Raw genomic sequence first — 16,335 nt, forward strand, 5'->3', positions numbered from 1 at the left:
AGTAATGAGTGAGGGCAATGTTGCATACCCCTGCCGGAGGCTCAAGCCCATGGCCGGCAGGGGCGGGTCATCAGGTCTCGATGGGCGTGTCGTCCCGGTTGCCCCATTCCTGCCACGAGCCGGGGTAGGCGCGAATGTTGTAGCCCAGCGTGTAACCGATCATCCAGGTCAGGCCGCTGCGGTGATGGCTCTGGCAGTGGGTGGCAATTTCGCTTTCTGCGTCGATGCCCATGGCAACAAGGTCACTGACCAGCTCCGACAGGTCGCGCAGGCGCAGCTGCCGGTTTTTATCCATGGTGTCGGTCCATTCCAGATTGACCGCGCCGGGGATATGGCCCAGCCGCTGGTTGTTGCCCTTGACCCCGTCGTATTCATCGGGACTGCGGGCATCCCAGATGGCAAGCGTCGGGTCTTCAAGGCGCTCGATCAGCTCTTCGCGATCGATGATCAGTTCCGGGCGTTCAATACGCGCCTCAAACCGCGAGGGCGCAGGAGTTGTTTCTTCAACCGCCACGGGCAGGTCATCTCCCTTCCAGGCGTGAATGCCGCCGTTGAGATAGGACCACCGATCATGGCCTAGCAGGGTCAGCGTCCAGGCCAGTCGGCCGGCCCAGCCACCACCTTCATCGTCATAGACGATCACATGGGTCTGTGGTGTAAGGCCAAGCTCTGAAAAAAGCGTCGACAGGGCCACTTCATCAGGGATGTCATTGGCAACCGGCGGCTGACCCGACAGCAAACGGCGGTAATCGAGAAAGACCGCCCCCGGCACGTGGCCATCACGATAGCTTTGAGCGTTGGCCGGGACATCGATGATCAAAAGATCGGGGGCGTCAAGATGCGCAGACAGCGCCCGGGGCTCGATGATTCGAGGGAACCTTGCCTCATCCTGTGACATCCTCACTCTCCTTTCAGCGGCGCGCGCGGGTTAACATGGCCCAAGCATTGCACACTCGATGGCACCTCGCGAACGGTGGCAATGCCGGTCTTCAGGAACAGCGATGTTTTGACAACATGACCTGCAACGACGTATCGACCATTCATCAGGTATCAGGACGAACAACAGTGCAAGTGGAGAGTCAGCGTGCTCGAATCATTTTTTAAAATAACAAGTCAGGGCAGCAGCGTGCGTCGCGATATCCTGGCCGGTATTGCCACCTTTCTGGCGGCCATGTACATCATTGTGGTCAATCCGACCATCATGAGTGCGGCCGGCATTCCCTTTGCCAGTGCCCTGACCGCGACCGTGCTGGTCAGCTTCTTTGGCAGCCTGATGATGGGGCTCTATGCGCGCAACCCCATCCTGGTGGCACCGGGCATGGGCATCAACGCGCTGTTTACCTACACGATGGTCATCGGCGCGGGAATTCCCTGGCAGACGGCGCTGGGCTGCGTGTTCTGGGCAGGCATCCTTTTTGCCGTGCTGGCGGTATTCAACGTGCGCCGCTACATCATTGATGCCATTCCGGCACAGCTGCGCTATGCGATCTCCTGTGGCATCGGGCTTTTCATTACGGTCATTGGCCTGGTCAATGCGGGCTTTCTGGTCAGCAATCCGGCCACCGTGGTGGGGCTGGGCGAGATGTCGCCGACGCTTGTGACCTTTCTGATCGGGCTTGCCATCACGGCTGTGCTGGTGGCGCGCAACATGCCGGGCGCACTGATCATCGGCATTGTGACAACCACGGTGATGGCCGCAGCCATCGGGCGGCTCTGGGGCGATGCCAGCGCGTTTTCGCCTGCGGGCACGGCGACGCTGGTCAATTTCGAAGGCATCTTTGCCCTGCCGGATTTCAGCGCCGTAGGGCAGCTGGATCTGATCGGGGCGCTCAATGTCATCTACTGGCCGTTTATTTTCGTGGTGTTGTTCACCACGTTTTTTGACGCCCTATCGACGTTTGTGGGCGTGTGCCATGCCGGCAAGCTGCTCGATCGCAACGGCGAGCCGCGCAATATTCGCCAGTCCATGATGGTGGATGCCATGTCGGCGGTGATTTCGGCGCCGCTGGGGACCAGCCCGGCCAATGCCTATGTCGAGTCGGCGGCAGGCATCAGCCAGGGCGGGCGTTCCGGACTGGTGGCGGTGACGGCGGCGCTGCTCTTTCTGCCCTTTCTATTTCTGTCGCCGCTGTTGTCACTGGTGCCCTCGATCGCCACGGCGCCGGCGCTGATCATGGTGGGGGTGTTCATGCTCGACCCGATCCGCCACATCAACTGGTACGAGTTTGATGATGCCATCCCGGCCTTTATCGCCATGATCCTGATCCCGCTGACCTACTCGATCACCCACGGCGTGATCTTCGGCTTTCTGGCGTTTGTGGTGGTCAAGGCAGGCGTTGGCAAGCGCCACGAGATTCGCCCGACCATGTGGATTCTGGCCGCGCTGTCGCTGCTGTTGCTGTTTCAAGAGTAGGGTGTTTCCGGCATCACACAAGAAAGGGCCGCCTTCGGGCGGCCCTTTTTTGCGCTCGGTCAGCCGCTTGAGAGATTACCGGGGCGGGGCATTGAGCTCATGAACGATGCGGCGAAAGCTCTCCAGTCGTTCGGGCAGGATCTCGCCGCGCTCGGCTGCGGCCAGAATGGCGCAGCCGGGCTCCAGGCGGTGGCGACAGTCACGAAAACGACAGTGGCCCAGCCAGGGACGGAACTCGATAAAGCCGTTTTCGACCTGCTGCTCGTCGAGATGGCCCAGGCCGAACTCGCGGATGCCGGGAGAGTCGATCAGGGCGCCGCTGCTCTGGCTGAAGTGATAAAGCCGGGCCGTGGTCGTGGTATGGCGGCCCTTGCGCGTGTCCACGGAGAGCTCGCCCACGGCCAGTGATTCCTCGGGCAGCAGCGCATCGATCAGCGACGACTTGCCCACACCGCTCTGGCCGACGAACACCGCCGTGGTGTCATCCATGGCGGCGATCAGATCCTCAAGACCGTCGTCACGCCGGGTCGAGGCGCCGATGACCGGATAGCCCAGCGTCCGGTAGCGGCTGGCAAGCGCATGGAGCATGTGGTGCTCATCGAGCAGATCCATCTTGTTGAGCACCAGGGCCGGGGCGATCCCGGTGGCCTCGGCGGCGACCAGATAGCGGTCGATCAAAAACGGATGCGGCTCGGGCTCCACGGCAAACACGATCATGATGCGATCGATGTTGGCCGCCACGCTCTTGAGACGGCCGCGGGCATCCGGGCGTTCCAGCGTCGAGTAACGCTCCAGACGCGCCTCGACCACACCAGTGCCATCACTCGCCTCGCGCCAGCTGACCCGGTCGCCGGTGACCAGGGTGTCGAGATTGGCGCGCAGATGGCATAGATGGCGCACGCCGTCGGTGCCTTCCACCTCCATGTTGCGCCCGAAATGCGCCACCACGCGCCCGAGTTGCTCGGGACCGTATTCCCCCTCGGCCAGCTGGCGTTGATCGGTCTGCTCGCGCTTTTCGGCACGCTTGATACGCTCGGCCTGGACCTTCTCGACACGCCAGCGTTGCTGGCGGGATAGCTTGCGTTGACTCATGAAACTCCTGGAATGTCTTGGACTTGCGCACCGGCGCCGATCCCGGCTGGTGGAAAGCGTCGCGCAATTGTACGCTTGAGGGCATTCGTGTTTCATCCCGGCCCGTTCAGGGGCATCGGGAGGAATCTCCCTTCAAGTCTATCCGGAAAGTGTCATGAGTACTCAAAACGAACGTCTGATCTGGATCGATCTCGAAATGACCGGTCTGGATCCGGCGCGGGATCGTATTATCGAGATCGCCACCATCGTCACCGACAGCCAGCTCAACATCATCGCCGAAGGGCCGGTGATGGCCATTCACCAGAGCGATGAGCAGCTCGCGCTCATGGATGACTGGAACACCCGCACCCATGGCGGTACAGGGCTGACCGAGCGGGTACGTCAGAGCCCGGTCTCCACGCAGGAAGCCGAGGCGGCGACCCTGCGCTTTCTGGAACAGCACATCGACAAGGGCGCCTCACCGATGTGCGGCAATAGCGTCCATCAGGATCGACGCTTCATGCAGCACGAGATGCAGGCGCTGGAAGCCTTTTTCCACTACCGCAATCTGGATGTCTCCACGCTCAAGGAGCTGGCGCGGCGCTGGAAACCGGCGGCGCTTGAGGGCCTCACCAAAAAGGGCACCCATCTGGCACTCGACGACATTCGCGACTCCATCGAGGAGCTGCGTCACTACCGAACGCATCTGCTGGCGCTGTAAGCCTTCCCTGGATCAGGCGGGCGCTCGCGCGATGATATCGCTGTAGCCTGCCTCGATCAGAGGCGGGTTGGAAACCTCCCGGCCTTCGTCTCGTTTTAGAACCTGCTCTGACAGTGCCCAGCGTACGTGCTCGCGCACCAGATCGCTGGGCCAGGCCAGCCGCGCTCGCAGCGCTGTGACGATCTCTTCGCTGAAGGGCGCGTTACCCAGGCCCACGGCCAGGTTGCGCAACCAGCGCTCATAGCCCAGCCGGCGAATGGCGCTGCCCTGGGTGTGCTCGAGAAATTCCGGCTCGCTCCAGTTGAACAGATCGACCAGCCGGGCGCGGTCGAGTGCGTGGCGCGGGGCAAAATCCTTCTCTCGCGTGGCACGCGTGAAACGGGTAAAGGGGCAGACAAGCTGACAGTCGTCACAGCCAAAAACGCGGTTGCCCATGGCGCGGCGATATTCCAGCGGGATGGGGCCGTGCTTTTCGATGGTGAGATAGGAGATACAGCGCCGGGCATCGATCACCTTGTCATCCACGATGGCGCCGGTCGGGCACCAGGTCTGGCAGCGGGTGCATTTGCCGCAATGGTCGCGCTTGAAGGGCTCATCCACCGGCAGAGGCAGGTCAGTGTAAAGCTCGCCGAGAAAAAACAGCGACCCGGCCTGTGGGTTGAGAATCATGGCGTTTTTGCCGAACCAGCCGATGCCGGCCTTTTGGGCCAGCGCCCGTTCCATGACAGGCGCCGAGTCGACGAAGGCGCGAAAGCCGAAATCACCGATCTCCTGTTGCAGCTTTTGGGCCAGCTGCGTCAGGCGCTTGCGGATCAGCTTGTGATAGTCGCGACCGAGCGCGTAACGTGCCACATAGGCGCGCTCCGGCTGGCCCAGCACGCGCGTGCTCTCGATTTCCGGCGGCAGATAGTCCATGCGCACGCTGATAATGCGCAGCGTGCCGGGCTCCAGTTCGGCCGGGCGGGTTCGTTTGGTGCCATGACGCGCCATGTAATCCATCTCGCCGTGATAGCCCGCCTCGAGCCATCGGTTCAGATAGGCTTCGTGCGCGTCGAGATCGGTATCGGTGATGCCCAGCTGCTGAAAGCCCAGCTCACGCGCCCAGACGCGCAGTTTGTCTGCCATCTCGGCGGGATCAAGCGCCCGGGCGGCGTCGGTGCTTGCGGAGGCGCTGGCGTTGTCGGCTCTGACAGTCTTTGAAGTGGTCATGGCATTCGAGCCTCGAGGCTCGGTGTGACGGGGACGTAATGGATGCCGGGTAGAAAGGGCATGGTATATAGCGGGTTAGTATGACAGCGCAGGGACCTGCAGACCAAAGGGGCAGGTGCCTCTTTTGCCGTGACAGGACGTGCGCGCCCGGAACCCGTCCGGGTGTGCGGGGTCACAATACTGCCTGTCCGACAAGAATCAATGACATGGATGGTCCGCAAGGAGAAAGCCACGATGGCGAACGCACGACTCTACAGCGCAGGGCAGGTACAGACACTGGATCAACGCACCGTGGCACAGGGTGTGCCCGGGTTTGCCCTGATGATGCAGGCCGGGCAGGCCGCCCTTGAAGCAATCGTTGAACGCTGGCCGCGGGCACGACATCTGTGCGTGTTTTGTGGCAGCGGCAACAACGGCGGGGACGGCTATGTCGTGGCGGCGCTGGCACTTCAAAAGGGACTTGAGGTGCAGCTTGTGGCCCTGCGAGCGTCGGATGAACTCCAGGGTGAAGCCGCCGAAGCCGTACATCTGGCCCGCGAAAGCGGCGTCAACATCGACGACTGGCATCAGGGGCATGAGATCGCACCCGAAACAGACGTGATTGTCGATGCGTTGCTGGGGACCGGAACCCGGGGCGAGATACGCTCGCCCTTTGATGGCGCCATCGCGCGCATTAATTCAGCCTCACAACCGGTGGTGGCACTGGATATTCCCTCAGGGCTGAACGCTGATACCGGGGCGCTGCTGGGTGAGACGGTCGAGGCCGATCTGACGGTGACGTTTATCGCGCGCAAGTTCGGCCTGTATACCGGTCAGGCGAGCGATGTCACCGGTGAGATCGTGCTGGCGCCCTTGAGCGTCTCCGAGGCAACGCTGGCGGCCAACGAGCATATGGGTGAGCTGCTTGTGGCCGAGCGGCTCCACGACACGCTGCCTGCGCGGCGCCCGACCACCCACAAGGGTGACTGCGGCCATCTGCTGGTGGTCGGCGGTCAGCCCGGTTTTGGCGGCTCGACCATCATGAGCGCCGAAACCGCCGCACGGCTGGGCGCAGGGCTTGTCAGTCTGGCCACGGCCGCCGTCCATATTCCGCCGGCGCTGACCCGCTGCCCGGAGATGATGGTGCGCGAGGCCCGCAACGGTCTGGATATCGAAGACCTGGTCGACAAGGCCACCGCCGTACTGATTGGCCCGGGGCTGGGGCAGGGTGCCTGGGGGCAGGGGCTGATGCAGGCCGTCATGAACGCTGCCGGCCCAAGGCTTATGGATGCCGACGGCCTTCATCTGCTGGCCGCGGGCTACGGCGGTGAGCATCGTGATGACTGGATCCTGACCCCGCATCCAGGGGAGGCCGCCATGCTGCTGGCGTGCAGCGTGGCCGAGGTGCAAAACGATCGCTATCAGGCGGCACTCGCCCTGCATCGTCGTTACGGTGGCGTGATTGTGCTCAAGGGCGCCGGCACGCTGGTGGTCGGCGGTGAAAGCGCTGATGAGTGCTTTATCAGTCCCTTTGGCAATCCGGGCATGGCCTCCGGGGGCATGGGCGATGTGCTGGGCGGCATGATCGCCTCGCTGCTGGTACAGGGGCTGTCACCGCTGGAAGCGGCGGCCAGTGGCGTTTTGATTCATGGCCTGGCCGCGGATGATGCCGCCTGTGACCATGGCGAACGTGGTCTGCTGGCAAGCGATCTGGCATGCTACGCGCGCCGGCGCGCTAATCCTGGCAAGTAACAGGATGACATTATCCCAAGGGCCTGCCGATACCGCGGCAGGCCGCGTCTCCGTTAAAAGTGAAACATCGTGAGCAAGACAACCATGACCCTTGAACCCGGCGATGAAGCCGCTCAGGTGGCGATAGGACATCAGCTGGCCGAGGCGCTCGAGTATCGCGGCATTGTTTATCTCAACGGCGAGCTGGGGGCCGGCAAGACCACCCTGGCCCGTGGGGTTTTGCGTGCGCTGGGCCATGATGGCGCGGTCAAGAGCCCGACCTATACGCTGGTAGAGCCCTATGACCTTGATACCGCTCGGGTGTATCACTTTGATCTTTATCGCCTGGGCGACCCTGAAGAGCTCGAGTTTCTGGGCGCGCGTGACATGCTGGCTGACGAGGCGCTCACGCTTGTGGAGTGGCCGGTGCGTGGTGAAGGCTGGCTGCCTGCGGCCGATGTTGTCATTACGCTGTCGCTGATCGACAAGGGGCGACATCTGGTGCTCGAAGCCGGCAGCGACCATGGGGTCCAGGCCCTGCAACGACTGGCGGTGTTGACCCGGGACCCTTCATGAGGGCCCGGGATCGCGTGTCGGGCATGTCCGGCGCATCCGCCATGAACACCAATACAGTGATAAGGCAGTGATGAAGTTTCCGGCAGCTTTTTTGACCCTTTTGGCCATGGTCATGTTGAGTGTCATGGCCACCGCCGCTCAGGCCGCACAGCTTGAGGGGCTCCGTCAATGGACCGACAGTGACGGGACACGCCTGGTCTTTGATCTCTCAAGCGAGGCCGAGGCTGACGTGTTCACCCTGGATAACCCCGCACGACTGGTGATCGACCTGGCCAATACCACCCTGAATACGACGCTTGGCAGCGCCGTTGACGGGCGCGGCATGGTGAGAGACGTCCGCTCCGGCGTGCGCGACGGCACCGATCTGCGCGTGGTCGTGGAGCTGGATCGTCAGGCCACGCCCAATGCTTTCAAGCTCCCCCCGGGGGGTGGTCACGGCTATCGTCTGGTGGTTGATCTGGCGCCCGGAGAGAGTGGCAGTCGTCCTTCCGCGGCATCGAGTGGTGACGACGACCCCATTACCGCCATGATTCAGCAGCAGGAACAGGCGGCACGTGGCCGACTGGCCGGCAGCCGTGCGACGCAAACCGCACCGCCGACACAGCAGGTCAGCAATGAGCCGACCGCGGAGTCGCGTCAGCAGGCAAAGCCCCATCCGCGGCGCGATATTATCGTGGTGGTGGACCCCGGTCATGGTGGCAAGGACCCCGGCGCTTCCGGCCCCGGTGGCACCCATGAAAAGAACGTGGTTCTCCAGATCGGTCGACGGGTCAAGACCAAGCTGGATGCCATGGATGGGTTCAAGGCCTACATGACCCGCAGTGATGACACCTTCATTCCGCTTCGTGGCCGTACGCGCATTGCTCGTGAACGCCATGCCGATTTCTTTGTGTCGGTGCATGCCGACGCCGGCGGTTCGAGCTCCCCTCGTGGTACCTCGGTCTATGCGCTGTCCCAGCACGGCGCGACGTCCGAGCGCGCCCGCTGGCTGGCACAAAGCGAAAACCGCGCCGACCTGATTGGTGGGGTCGATGGCGACCTGAATCTCGATGACAAGGATCAGGTGCTGCGTGGTGTGCTGCTGGATCTGAGCATGACCGCCACCGTCAACGATTCGCTGGCGGCCGGTACGGATGTGCTTGGTCGTGTTTCGACGTTTAACAAGCTGTTCCACTCGCGCGTCGAGCAGGCAGGGTTTGTGGTGCTCAAGTCGCCGGATATTCCCTCGCTTCTGGTCGAGACCGGCTTTTTGACCAACCCGTCCGAGGAGCGCTTGCTCAAGTCTCCGGCGCATCAGGAGAAGCTGGCCGATGCGATTGCCCAGGGCATTCGACAACACTTCTCGCGCAGTCCGCCGCCTGACAGCCTGCTGGCCTGGCAGCGTGACCAGAATCGCGGTGGCGGGTCCAACGAGTATCGCGTTCAGCCCGGCGATACGCTGTCCGGCATCGCGGCGCGCAACAATGTTTCTCTGGCCACGCTGCGCCGGGTGAATAACTTGGACACCGACGTGCTGCGCCTGGGGCAGGTGCTCAATATCCCCTGATGGCGAGGTCGTTGATGACAACAGGAGAGCCTGAATGAACCAGACAGCAGTCGTTGAGGCCCGCCGCATCCAGGCGCTGGCGCCGCGTCTGGCCAACCAGATTGCGGCCGGTGAGGTGGTCGAGCGCCCGTCGTCGGTCGTCAAGGAACTGGTGGAAAACGCCATCGATGCCGGTAGTTCCCGCATCGAGATCGAGCTGGAGTCCGGCGGCAGCCGTCTCATCCGGGTGCGCGACAACGGCAGCGGTATCGAACACGACGACCTGGGGCTGGCGCTGTCTCGCCATGCCACCAGCAAGATCACTTCGCTGGATGATCTCGAGGGTGTAGCAAGCCTCGGGTTTCGTGGCGAGGCGCTGGCGGCGACCAGCGCCGTGTCGAGACTCGAACTCTATTCCAATACCAGCGATGACCCGGTCAATGGCTGGCGGGTGGTTGCCGAGGGCCGTGAGATGGCGCCGCGTCTGTCACCGGCGCCACACCCGCGCGGCACGACCGTGACGGTGCGCGATCTCTTTTTCAATACGCCGGCGCGACGCAAGTTTCTGCGTACTGAAAAGACCGAATTCAATCACGTCGAGGAAGCTTTCCGCCGGCTGGCCCTGTCGCGTCAGGATATCGATCTGGTACTGCGTCACAATCAAAAAACCGTGCATCAGCTGATGGGCGGCGACAGCCAGAAGGTGATGGAAAAGCGCATCGCTCAGCTGCTGGGGCGCAGCTTTCTGGACAACGCCATCCATATCGATATGGCTGCGACCGGTCTGGCGCTGAAGGGGTGGGTGGGGCTGCCGTCTCATACCCGAAGCCAGGCCGATCAGCAGTACTTTTTCGTCAACGGCCGGGTGATTCGCGACCGACTGGTGGCGCACGCCGTGCGCCAGGCCTATCGCGATGTGCTTTTCCACGGTCGCCATCCGGTCTTTGTGCTCTATCTGGATCTTGACGCCCACGGGGTGGATGTCAACGTGCATCCCACCAAGCACGAAGTGCGCTTTCGAGACGGTCGGCTGGTGCATGACTTCCTGTTTTCGAGCCTGCATCGGGCGCTGGCGGAGGTCAGGCCGCAGGGGCAAGCCGCGCCGGAACCCGAGGCCCCTGCTGCGCCGGCGCCCGAGCCTCGCTTTGATCAGCAGCGCATGGCGCTGGGCGAGGCGGCCAGTGGACAGGCTGCCGGTCGCGCCGGTGCGGGTGCATCGCCATCGGGGCAGTATCAGGGCGCCGGGCGGCCGGGCGAACAGCAGGTTCGGGAGTTCATGGCCGGCTATCGTGCCCTGCATCCGGATCATGAGGAGCGACTGCTGACCTCGCGCACGCCAGCGCAGGACAGCCGCGACTCGCAGGGGACATCTGCCGCTGCGCCACCGCCGGCTGCCGGCACGGCCCGGTTTGATCGACCGCAGGTTGCGCCATCGGTTGATGAGACGCGGGCGCCGCCGCTGGGCTATGCCGTGGCACAGCTTCACGGGGTCTACATCCTGTCGCAGACCGAGCGCGGCATGGTGGTGGTCGACATGCACGCTGCCCACGAGCGCATCACCTATGAGCGCATGAAAGCGCAGTATCTGGGCGAGGGTATCGATACCCAGCCGCTGCTGGTGCCGGTGTCGATGTCGGTCAGCGACGCGCAGGTCGAACTTGCCGAGCGCGAGCAGACAACGATTGCCTCAATGGGCGTCACCCTTGAAGCGGCAGGCCCCGAAACGCTGCTGATCCGGGAAGTGCCGGCACTGGTGAAAAGCGCCGGCGTTGAAGCGCTGGTCCGCGAAATGCTTGAAGAGCTCGAGCGCTACGGCCGCAGCCGCGTCGTCAATGATCATCTTTTCGATCTGCTCTCGACCATGGCCTGTCACGGCAGCGTGCGCGCCAATCGACGTCTCGAAATCGAGGAGATGAATGCCTTGTTGCGGGACATGGAGCGCACCGAGCGCAGCGGCCAGTGCAATCATGGCCGACCGACCTGGACGGAGATGTCGATGCGCGACCTTGACCGCCTTTTTCTGCGTGGACAGTAGGATGACCTCATGAGCGTTGCCGTATCGCGTCCGCCGGTCATTATGTTGATGGGGCCCACGGCGGTCGGCAAGACCGACCTTGCCATCGAGCTGCACGAGCAGCTGGGCGTTGAGCTGGTCAGCGTGGATTCAGCGCTGGTCTACAGGGGCATGGACATCGGAACCGCCAAGCCTTCTGCGCAGGAGCTGGCACGGGCCCCGCACCACCTGATCGATATTCGTGATCCATCCGAACCCTATTCGGGCGTGGCTTTTCGCGAGGATGCGCTTTCCTGCATCGAAAAGATTACCGCCCAAGGGCGGGTGCCGCTGCTGGTCGGTGGGACCATGCTCTATTTCCGGCTGCTCACCGAAGGCGTCGCTGATATGCCTCGGGCCGACCCCGATATTCGTCAGTCACTCAGCGAGCTGCTCGAGCAGGGCGGCCCCGGGGCGCTGCACGCCGAGCTCTCAAGGGTGGATCCCGAGGCTGCGGCGCGGCTGCATCCCAACGATCCGCAGCGGCTCATGCGGGCGCTGGAAGTCTATCGGGCCAGCGGCGAGACGCTGAGCGCCCACTGGGCGCGGCAGTCGAGTGTCACATTGCCGTTTACGCCGCATCCGATCGCGCTGCTGCCCGGCGACCGCTCGCTTTTGCATGCGCGTATCCAGCAGCGTCTTGACAAGATGTTTGCCGCTGGCTTCGTTGAAGAGGTGAAAGCGCTTCGCGCACGCGGTGATTTAAGTCCGGATTTACCTTCAATGAAAAGCGTGGGCTATCGTCAGGTATGGGAAGGACTTGATCGCGGTGACGACTGCCCCCAAATGGCGTTCAGGGCGCTGACCGCAACCCGGCAACTGGCCAAGCGCCAGATCACCTGGTTGCGGCGCTGGCCGGGCGCCGTGTCGCTTGACCCGCAGGAGGCCGGGATTGTGCCACGACTACTGAAAATCGTGCGCGACATCGGCACTTAGCGTAATATGATCGGTTACCAGTGAGCCTCACATGAGCCTCCGGGACGTGGATCTTTCTTGCGCTTGCAGCAAGTTAAAAACCGATAAACATACAGCAATTAATATTTTGGGAGAGCCACATGTCCAAAGGACAATCCCTTCAGGATCCGTATCTCAATATCCTGCGTAAGGAGCGTATCCCCGTCTCCATCTTTCTGGTCAATGGCATCAAGCTTCAGGGCCAGATCGAGTCCTTCGATCAGTTTGTCATTTTGCTGCGCAACACCGTCAGTCAGATGGTCTACAAGCACGCCATCTCGACGGTAGTTCCTGCGCGTAACGTCCGTTTACCGGCGCAGGATACTGCTGCTCCCGGTCAGGAAACCCAATAGAGAGGCGCTGATTGTTTTTTGAACGCCCTGATTCGGGAGAAACGGCTGTCCTGGTGCATATCGATTTCCAGGACAGTACCGAGCGCGAAGACACTTCAGAGTTCATGGAGCTGGTACGCAGCGCCGGTGCCGTACCAGCATCGCTGCTGACGGGCAGCCGTCGCTCTCCCAGCCCCAAGACAATGATTGGTGAAGGCAAGCTCGAAGAGCTGCGCGAGATGCTGAGTACGCATCACGCCGAGCTTGCCATCTTCAACCACTCTCTCTCGCCTTCTCAGGAACGCAATCTTGAGCGGATCCTGCAGTGTCGGGTACTGGACCGTACCGGTCTGATTCTCGACATCTTTGCACAGCGTGCCAGAACACATGAAGGCAAGCTGCAGGTAGAGCTTGCCCAGCTCGAGTACATGTCGACCCGTCTGGTACGGGGCTGGACGCACCTTGAGCGCCAAAAGGGTGGTATCGGGCTGCGCGGGCCCGGGGAAACCCAGCTCGAAACCGACCGGCGCTTGCTGCGTGGCCGCATCAAGGCCATTCACAAGCGTCTGGATCGGGTTCGCAGTCAGCGCGACCAGAACCGCCGCTCACGCACGCGCGCAGAGATTCCGTCGGTCTCGCTGGTGGGTTACACCAACGCGGGCAAGTCAACGCTTTTCAACGCGCTGACCAACGCCGATGTCTATGCCGCCGATCAGCTTTTTGCCACGCTCGATCCCACGCTCAGACGTCTGGAAATCAGCGATGTTGGCCCTATCGTCATGGCCGATACGGTCGGGTTCATTCGTCATCTGCCGCACAAGCTGGTCGAGGCGTTTCGTGCCACGCTTCAGGAGGCGGCCGAAGCCAGCCTGCTGGTGCATGTCATTGATGCCGCCGACCCGCAGCGAGATGCTCATATCGAGCAGGTTAATGCTGTACTTGACGAGATCGGCGCCGGTGAGGTGCCAAGACTTCTTGTCATGAACAAGATCGATCTGCTGGGCATGTCGCCACGTCTTGAGCGTAGTGCCGATGAGGCGGTCTCCACCGTCTGGCTGTCGTCGCGGGAGGGCACCGGCTTTGATCTGCTGGAGCAGGCCCTTTCCGAACGTCTGGCCACGGACATCGTGGAAACTTCGATGGTGCTGGAGCCCTCTCAGGGCTGGCTGCGCGCTCAGCTCTTTTCCCATGGCGCAGTGCAGGAAGAAACCCATGATGACGAGGGCAGAACGCATTTAAAGCTTCGCCTGCCGCGTCGTGATCTGTTGCGTCTTCTTTCTCACGCCGATGAGAATCCGGACGACTATCTCTCCCGGGCAGAGCAGGGCCGGGAACAGTGGCAGGAATAAAACGCCACTTTGTCATGCCAGGAAGAATTTCAGGTCTTCGGTATGACGACATGCTACAAATAGGGACGCTTCCGGCATTATCAGGATGATCGGATATTCAAAGCGCTACTGTAAGAATGGCGCGTAATGATGTTATGAAACTGGCGTTTCGCAACTCTTGCCCAGTGGAGAAGATGTATGGCCTGGAATGAGCCTGGTGGTGGCGGCAATAATAACCAGCAGGATCCCTGGAGTGGTGGCGATCGTCGCGGCGGCGGCGGTGGCAATAATAACCAGGGTGGGGGACCTCCTGATCTTGATGAAGTGATCAGGAAACTGCGCAACAAGCTCAACGGGCTGCTGGGTCGTCGCCAGCTTCGCTCGGTCAACGGTGGCGATGACAATGGCAATAATCAGGGCGGCGGTGGCAGTGGCCGCAGCGCCCTGTTATTGCCCATCGTTGTTCTGATCGTGGGCGTTGTGGTCTGGGCCGGATCGGGCTTTCACCTGATCGACCAGTCCGAGCGCGGCGTTATTTTCCGCTTCGGTAAATATACCAATACCATCGGGCCGGGCCTGCACTGGAATCCGCCGCTGATCGATCGGGTAGAGAGTGTCAATGTGACGCGGATTCGTTCTGCCAGCCAGACGGATTCCATGCTTACGCGTGATGAAAACATCGTGCGTGTCAGCATCTCTTCTCAGTACGTGGTCTCGGATCCGCACGCGTTTCTGGTCAACGTACGCGGCCCCGAAATGACGTTGCAAAACGCCATGGACAGTGCCCTGCGTCAGGAAGTGGGCAACATGGATCTGCAGCAGATTCTGACCACCGGTCGTGAAGAGCTGGCCGGCGACATCTATGATCGGCTGGCGTCCTACCTTGAAGCCTATGGCACCGGTATCCGGCTTCAGACGGTCAACATGGAGTCCACATCGCCCCCGGATCAGGTTCAAAACGCCTTTGATGACGTTATCCGTGCGCGCGAAGAACAGCAGCGCACCATCAACCGCGCCAACGCCTATCGAGATGCCATCCTGCCTGAAGCCGAAGGTCGGCGTCAGCGCATGATCGAAGAGGCGCAGGGTTACAAGGCCGCAGTGGTGGCCGACGCACAGGGTGAAACCAACCGTTTCATCTCACTGTTGGGTGAGTACGAGAAGGCACCCGACGTAACGCGTCAGCGTCTGTATCTGGACACCATGACCGAGATTCTTTCGAATACGCCCAAGGCGCTGGTGGATCTGGGTGAAGGCAACGATGCGGTAACGGTTCTGCCGCTCAACCAGATGGGGCGTGGTGACAACAGCGGCAATCGCAACAGCGACAGCAACCAGAATAACGTGGATGCGCGTCAGCTGGAGCAGCTCTCTCAGCAGGTCGTCGAGCACATGAGAAGCAATCAGCAGCAAAACAACGGTCGTAACAGCCTGCGGGAGGGACGCTAATGTTCAATAATCGCGCCCTTGTCATCGTGATCGTACTGGGCATTCTTGCCTGGGTCGGCAGCGCCAGCCTTTATACGATCAATGAAACCGAGCGTGGCATCAAACTGCGCTTTGGTGAAATTGTGGAAAACGACATTCAACCGGGTCTGCATTTCAAGTGGCCCATCCTCAACACCGTCAGGATCTTCGATACCCGCATCCTGTCGGTGGATGCCAGCGCCACGCGCTATCTGACCAGCGACTCCAAGGCTGTCATCGTGGATTCGTTCGTGAAGTGGCAGATCATCGACCCGGGTCTTTACTACGAGGCCACGCGAGGCAACGAGCAGGCGGCCGAGCGTCTAATTGCACCGCGTACCGACGAGGCACTGCGTAACAAGTTCGGCCAGACGACACTGACGCAGATTGTTCGCGAGCGTCCTGCAACGCAAAGTAACAATGAGGATGTCGTCAAAAAGGTGAAAGAGGAAAACAGTGATGTTGCCACCGAGCGTGATGAGCTTATGGTGGATCCGATTTCACAGCTTGATCAGGCAATGCGTCAGGAGCTTGGCGTGCGCATTCTCGATATTCGAGTCAAGCGCATCGAACTGCCCAGTGAAGTCACCCAGGCCGTCTATGAGCGCATGAACTCGCAGCGTGAACAGGCCGCTCGTGGCTATCGCGCTGAAGGAACGCGTCAGGCCGAGGAGATCATGGCAGACGCCGATCGCCAGCGTGAAGAACTGCTCGCCGGCGGACGTCAGATTGCTGAAACCACTCGTGGTGAAGGCGATGCGTCAGCGGCGGCCATCTATTCGGCGGCCTATCAGCAAAATGCCGGTTTCTTCGATTTCTATCGCACGCTTCAGGCCTATCGTGAAAGCTTCCAGGGCAATAACGATCTGATGGTGTTAAGCCCGGCCAGCAACCAGTTCCTGCAGCTGTTCAAGCAGGGCAACGAAGAGCAATCCTCGGCAGTGTCGCCCTGAATCGAGTAAAGATGCCGGGGCGG

At 61.5% G+C, this 16,335-nt stretch carries 14 protein-coding genes; 11 read left to right on the forward strand and 3 right to left on the reverse strand.

Annotated features, from left to right (window positions below; all coding sequences use genetic code 11):
• Positions 1–70: 70 nt before the first annotated feature.
• Positions 71–898, reverse strand: a complete 828-nt coding sequence (locus ACS92L_RS01795) for a sulfurtransferase (protein WP_438766626.1) — start codon at positions 896–898, stop codon at positions 71–73.
• A 186-nt stretch (positions 899–1,084) separates the two neighbouring features.
• Here ACS92L_RS01795 and ACS92L_RS01800 point away from each other — a divergent pair, with 186 nt between their 5' ends.
• On the forward strand, positions 1,085–2,413 hold the full coding sequence (locus tag ACS92L_RS01800) for an NCS2 family permease (RefSeq protein ID WP_438766627.1): 1,329 nt from the start codon (positions 1,085–1,087) through the stop codon (positions 2,411–2,413).
• Between the two features lie 75 nt (positions 2,414–2,488).
• Here ACS92L_RS01800 and rsgA read toward each other — a convergent pair whose 3' ends face one another.
• A complete protein-coding gene (gene rsgA, locus ACS92L_RS01805) occupies positions 2,489–3,505 on the reverse strand; it encodes a small ribosomal subunit biogenesis GTPase RsgA (protein ID WP_438766628.1) in 1,017 nt (338 codons plus the stop codon).
• Between the two features lie 154 nt (positions 3,506–3,659).
• On the opposite strand from rsgA, the gene orn reads away from it, so the two are divergent.
• Positions 3,660–4,205: an oligoribonuclease gene (gene orn, locus ACS92L_RS01810; RefSeq protein WP_438766630.1), complete on the forward strand. Its 546-nt coding sequence runs from the start codon at positions 3,660–3,662 to the stop codon at positions 4,203–4,205.
• Between the two features lie 12 nt (positions 4,206–4,217).
• On the opposite strand, the gene queG is transcribed toward orn, so the two are convergent.
• On the reverse strand, positions 4,218–5,330 hold the full coding sequence (gene queG, locus ACS92L_RS01815) for a tRNA epoxyqueuosine(34) reductase QueG (protein ID WP_438768375.1): 1,113 nt from the start codon (positions 5,328–5,330) through the stop codon (positions 4,218–4,220).
• Positions 5,331–5,648: 318 nt separating this feature from the next.
• On the opposite strand from queG, the gene ACS92L_RS01820 reads away from it, so the two are divergent.
• The 9 genes from ACS92L_RS01820 to hflC all read left to right on the forward strand — a co-directional run bounded on the left by ACS92L_RS01820 (position 5,649) and on the right by hflC (position 16,312).
• Positions 5,649–7,145 (forward strand): NAD(P)H-hydrate dehydratase, encoded by a 1,497-nt coding sequence (locus ACS92L_RS01820; protein WP_438766631.1) that lies wholly within the window; start codon positions 5,649–5,651, stop codon positions 7,143–7,145.
• An 84-nt stretch (positions 7,146–7,229) separates the two neighbouring features.
• Entirely contained in the window at positions 7,230–7,700 is a 471-nt protein-coding gene (gene tsaE, locus ACS92L_RS01825; RefSeq protein ID WP_438768377.1) for a tRNA (adenosine(37)-N6)-threonylcarbamoyltransferase complex ATPase subunit type 1 TsaE, read from the forward strand.
• A 70-nt stretch (positions 7,701–7,770) separates the two neighbouring features.
• Complete coding sequence (locus ACS92L_RS01830) at positions 7,771–9,246, forward strand: N-acetylmuramoyl-L-alanine amidase (protein WP_438768379.1); 1,476 nt, start codon at positions 7,771–7,773, stop codon at positions 9,244–9,246.
• 34 nt (positions 9,247–9,280) lie between these two features.
• A complete protein-coding gene (gene mutL / locus ACS92L_RS01835) occupies positions 9,281–11,260 on the forward strand; it encodes a DNA mismatch repair endonuclease MutL (RefSeq protein ID WP_438766633.1) in 1,980 nt (659 codons plus the stop codon).
• Between the two features lie 9 nt (positions 11,261–11,269).
• The gene (gene miaA, locus ACS92L_RS01840) at positions 11,270–12,214 is read left to right on the forward strand and encodes a tRNA (adenosine(37)-N6)-dimethylallyltransferase MiaA (RefSeq protein ID WP_438766634.1); all 945 of its coding nucleotides are present in this window, start codon (positions 11,270–11,272) and stop codon (positions 12,212–12,214) included.
• A 119-nt stretch (positions 12,215–12,333) separates the two neighbouring features.
• A complete protein-coding gene (gene hfq, locus ACS92L_RS01845; RefSeq protein WP_438766635.1) occupies positions 12,334–12,585 on the forward strand; it encodes an RNA chaperone Hfq in 252 nt (83 codons plus the stop codon).
• A gap of 11 nt (positions 12,586–12,596) precedes the next feature.
• A complete protein-coding gene (gene hflX, locus ACS92L_RS01850; protein WP_438766637.1) occupies positions 12,597–13,913 on the forward strand; it encodes a ribosome rescue GTPase HflX in 1,317 nt (438 codons plus the stop codon).
• Positions 13,914–14,090: 177 nt separating this feature from the next.
• Complete coding sequence (gene hflK, locus ACS92L_RS01855) at positions 14,091–15,341, forward strand: FtsH protease activity modulator HflK (protein WP_438766638.1); 1,251 nt, start codon at positions 14,091–14,093, stop codon at positions 15,339–15,341.
• On the forward strand, positions 15,341–16,312 hold the full coding sequence (hflC, locus tag ACS92L_RS01860; RefSeq protein ID WP_438766639.1) for a protease modulator HflC: 972 nt from the start codon (positions 15,341–15,343) through the stop codon (positions 16,310–16,312). The genes hflK and hflC overlap by 1 nt, the downstream gene beginning before the upstream one ends.
• Positions 16,313–16,335 lie beyond the last annotated feature (23 nt).

Source organism: Kushneria halocnemicola, assembly GCF_965650455.1.
In the GTDB taxonomy this organism is placed as follows: Bacteria; Pseudomonadota; Gammaproteobacteria; order Pseudomonadales; family Halomonadaceae; genus Kushneria.

What these genes read in the sequence shown, in the direction of transcription:
- hflC (WP_438766639.1), top strand. Translation starts at nt 15,341, where the DNA reads ATGTTCAATAATCGCGCCCTTGTCATCGTGATCGTACTGGGCATTCTT.
- hflK (WP_438766638.1), top strand. Translation starts at nt 14,091, where the DNA reads ATGGCCTGGAATGAGCCTGGTGGTGGCGGCAATAATAACCAGCAGGAT.
- miaA (WP_438766634.1), top strand. Translation starts at nt 11,270, where the DNA reads ATGAGCGTTGCCGTATCGCGTCCGCCGGTCATTATGTTGATGGGGCCC.
- rsgA (WP_438766628.1), bottom strand. Translation starts at nt 3,505, where the DNA reads ATGAGTCAACGCAAGCTATCCCGCCAGCAACGCTGGCGTGTCGAGAAG.
- tsaE (WP_438768377.1), top strand. Translation starts at nt 7,230, where the DNA reads ATGACCCTTGAACCCGGCGATGAAGCCGCTCAGGTGGCGATAGGACAT.
- queG (WP_438768375.1), bottom strand. Translation starts at nt 5,330, where the DNA reads ATGGCAGACAAACTGCGCGTCTGGGCGCGTGAGCTGGGCTTTCAGCAG.
- mutL (WP_438766633.1), top strand. Translation starts at nt 9,281, where the DNA reads ATGAACCAGACAGCAGTCGTTGAGGCCCGCCGCATCCAGGCGCTGGCG.
- ACS92L_RS01820 (WP_438766631.1), top strand. Translation starts at nt 5,649, where the DNA reads ATGGCGAACGCACGACTCTACAGCGCAGGGCAGGTACAGACACTGGAT.
- orn (WP_438766630.1), top strand. Translation starts at nt 3,660, where the DNA reads ATGAGTACTCAAAACGAACGTCTGATCTGGATCGATCTCGAAATGACC.
- hfq (WP_438766635.1), top strand. Translation starts at nt 12,334, where the DNA reads ATGTCCAAAGGACAATCCCTTCAGGATCCGTATCTCAATATCCTGCGT.
- ACS92L_RS01830 (WP_438768379.1), top strand. Translation starts at nt 7,771, where the DNA reads ATGAAGTTTCCGGCAGCTTTTTTGACCCTTTTGGCCATGGTCATGTTG.
- ACS92L_RS01795 (WP_438766626.1), bottom strand. Translation starts at nt 898, where the DNA reads ATGTCACAGGATGAGGCAAGGTTCCCTCGAATCATCGAGCCCCGGGCG.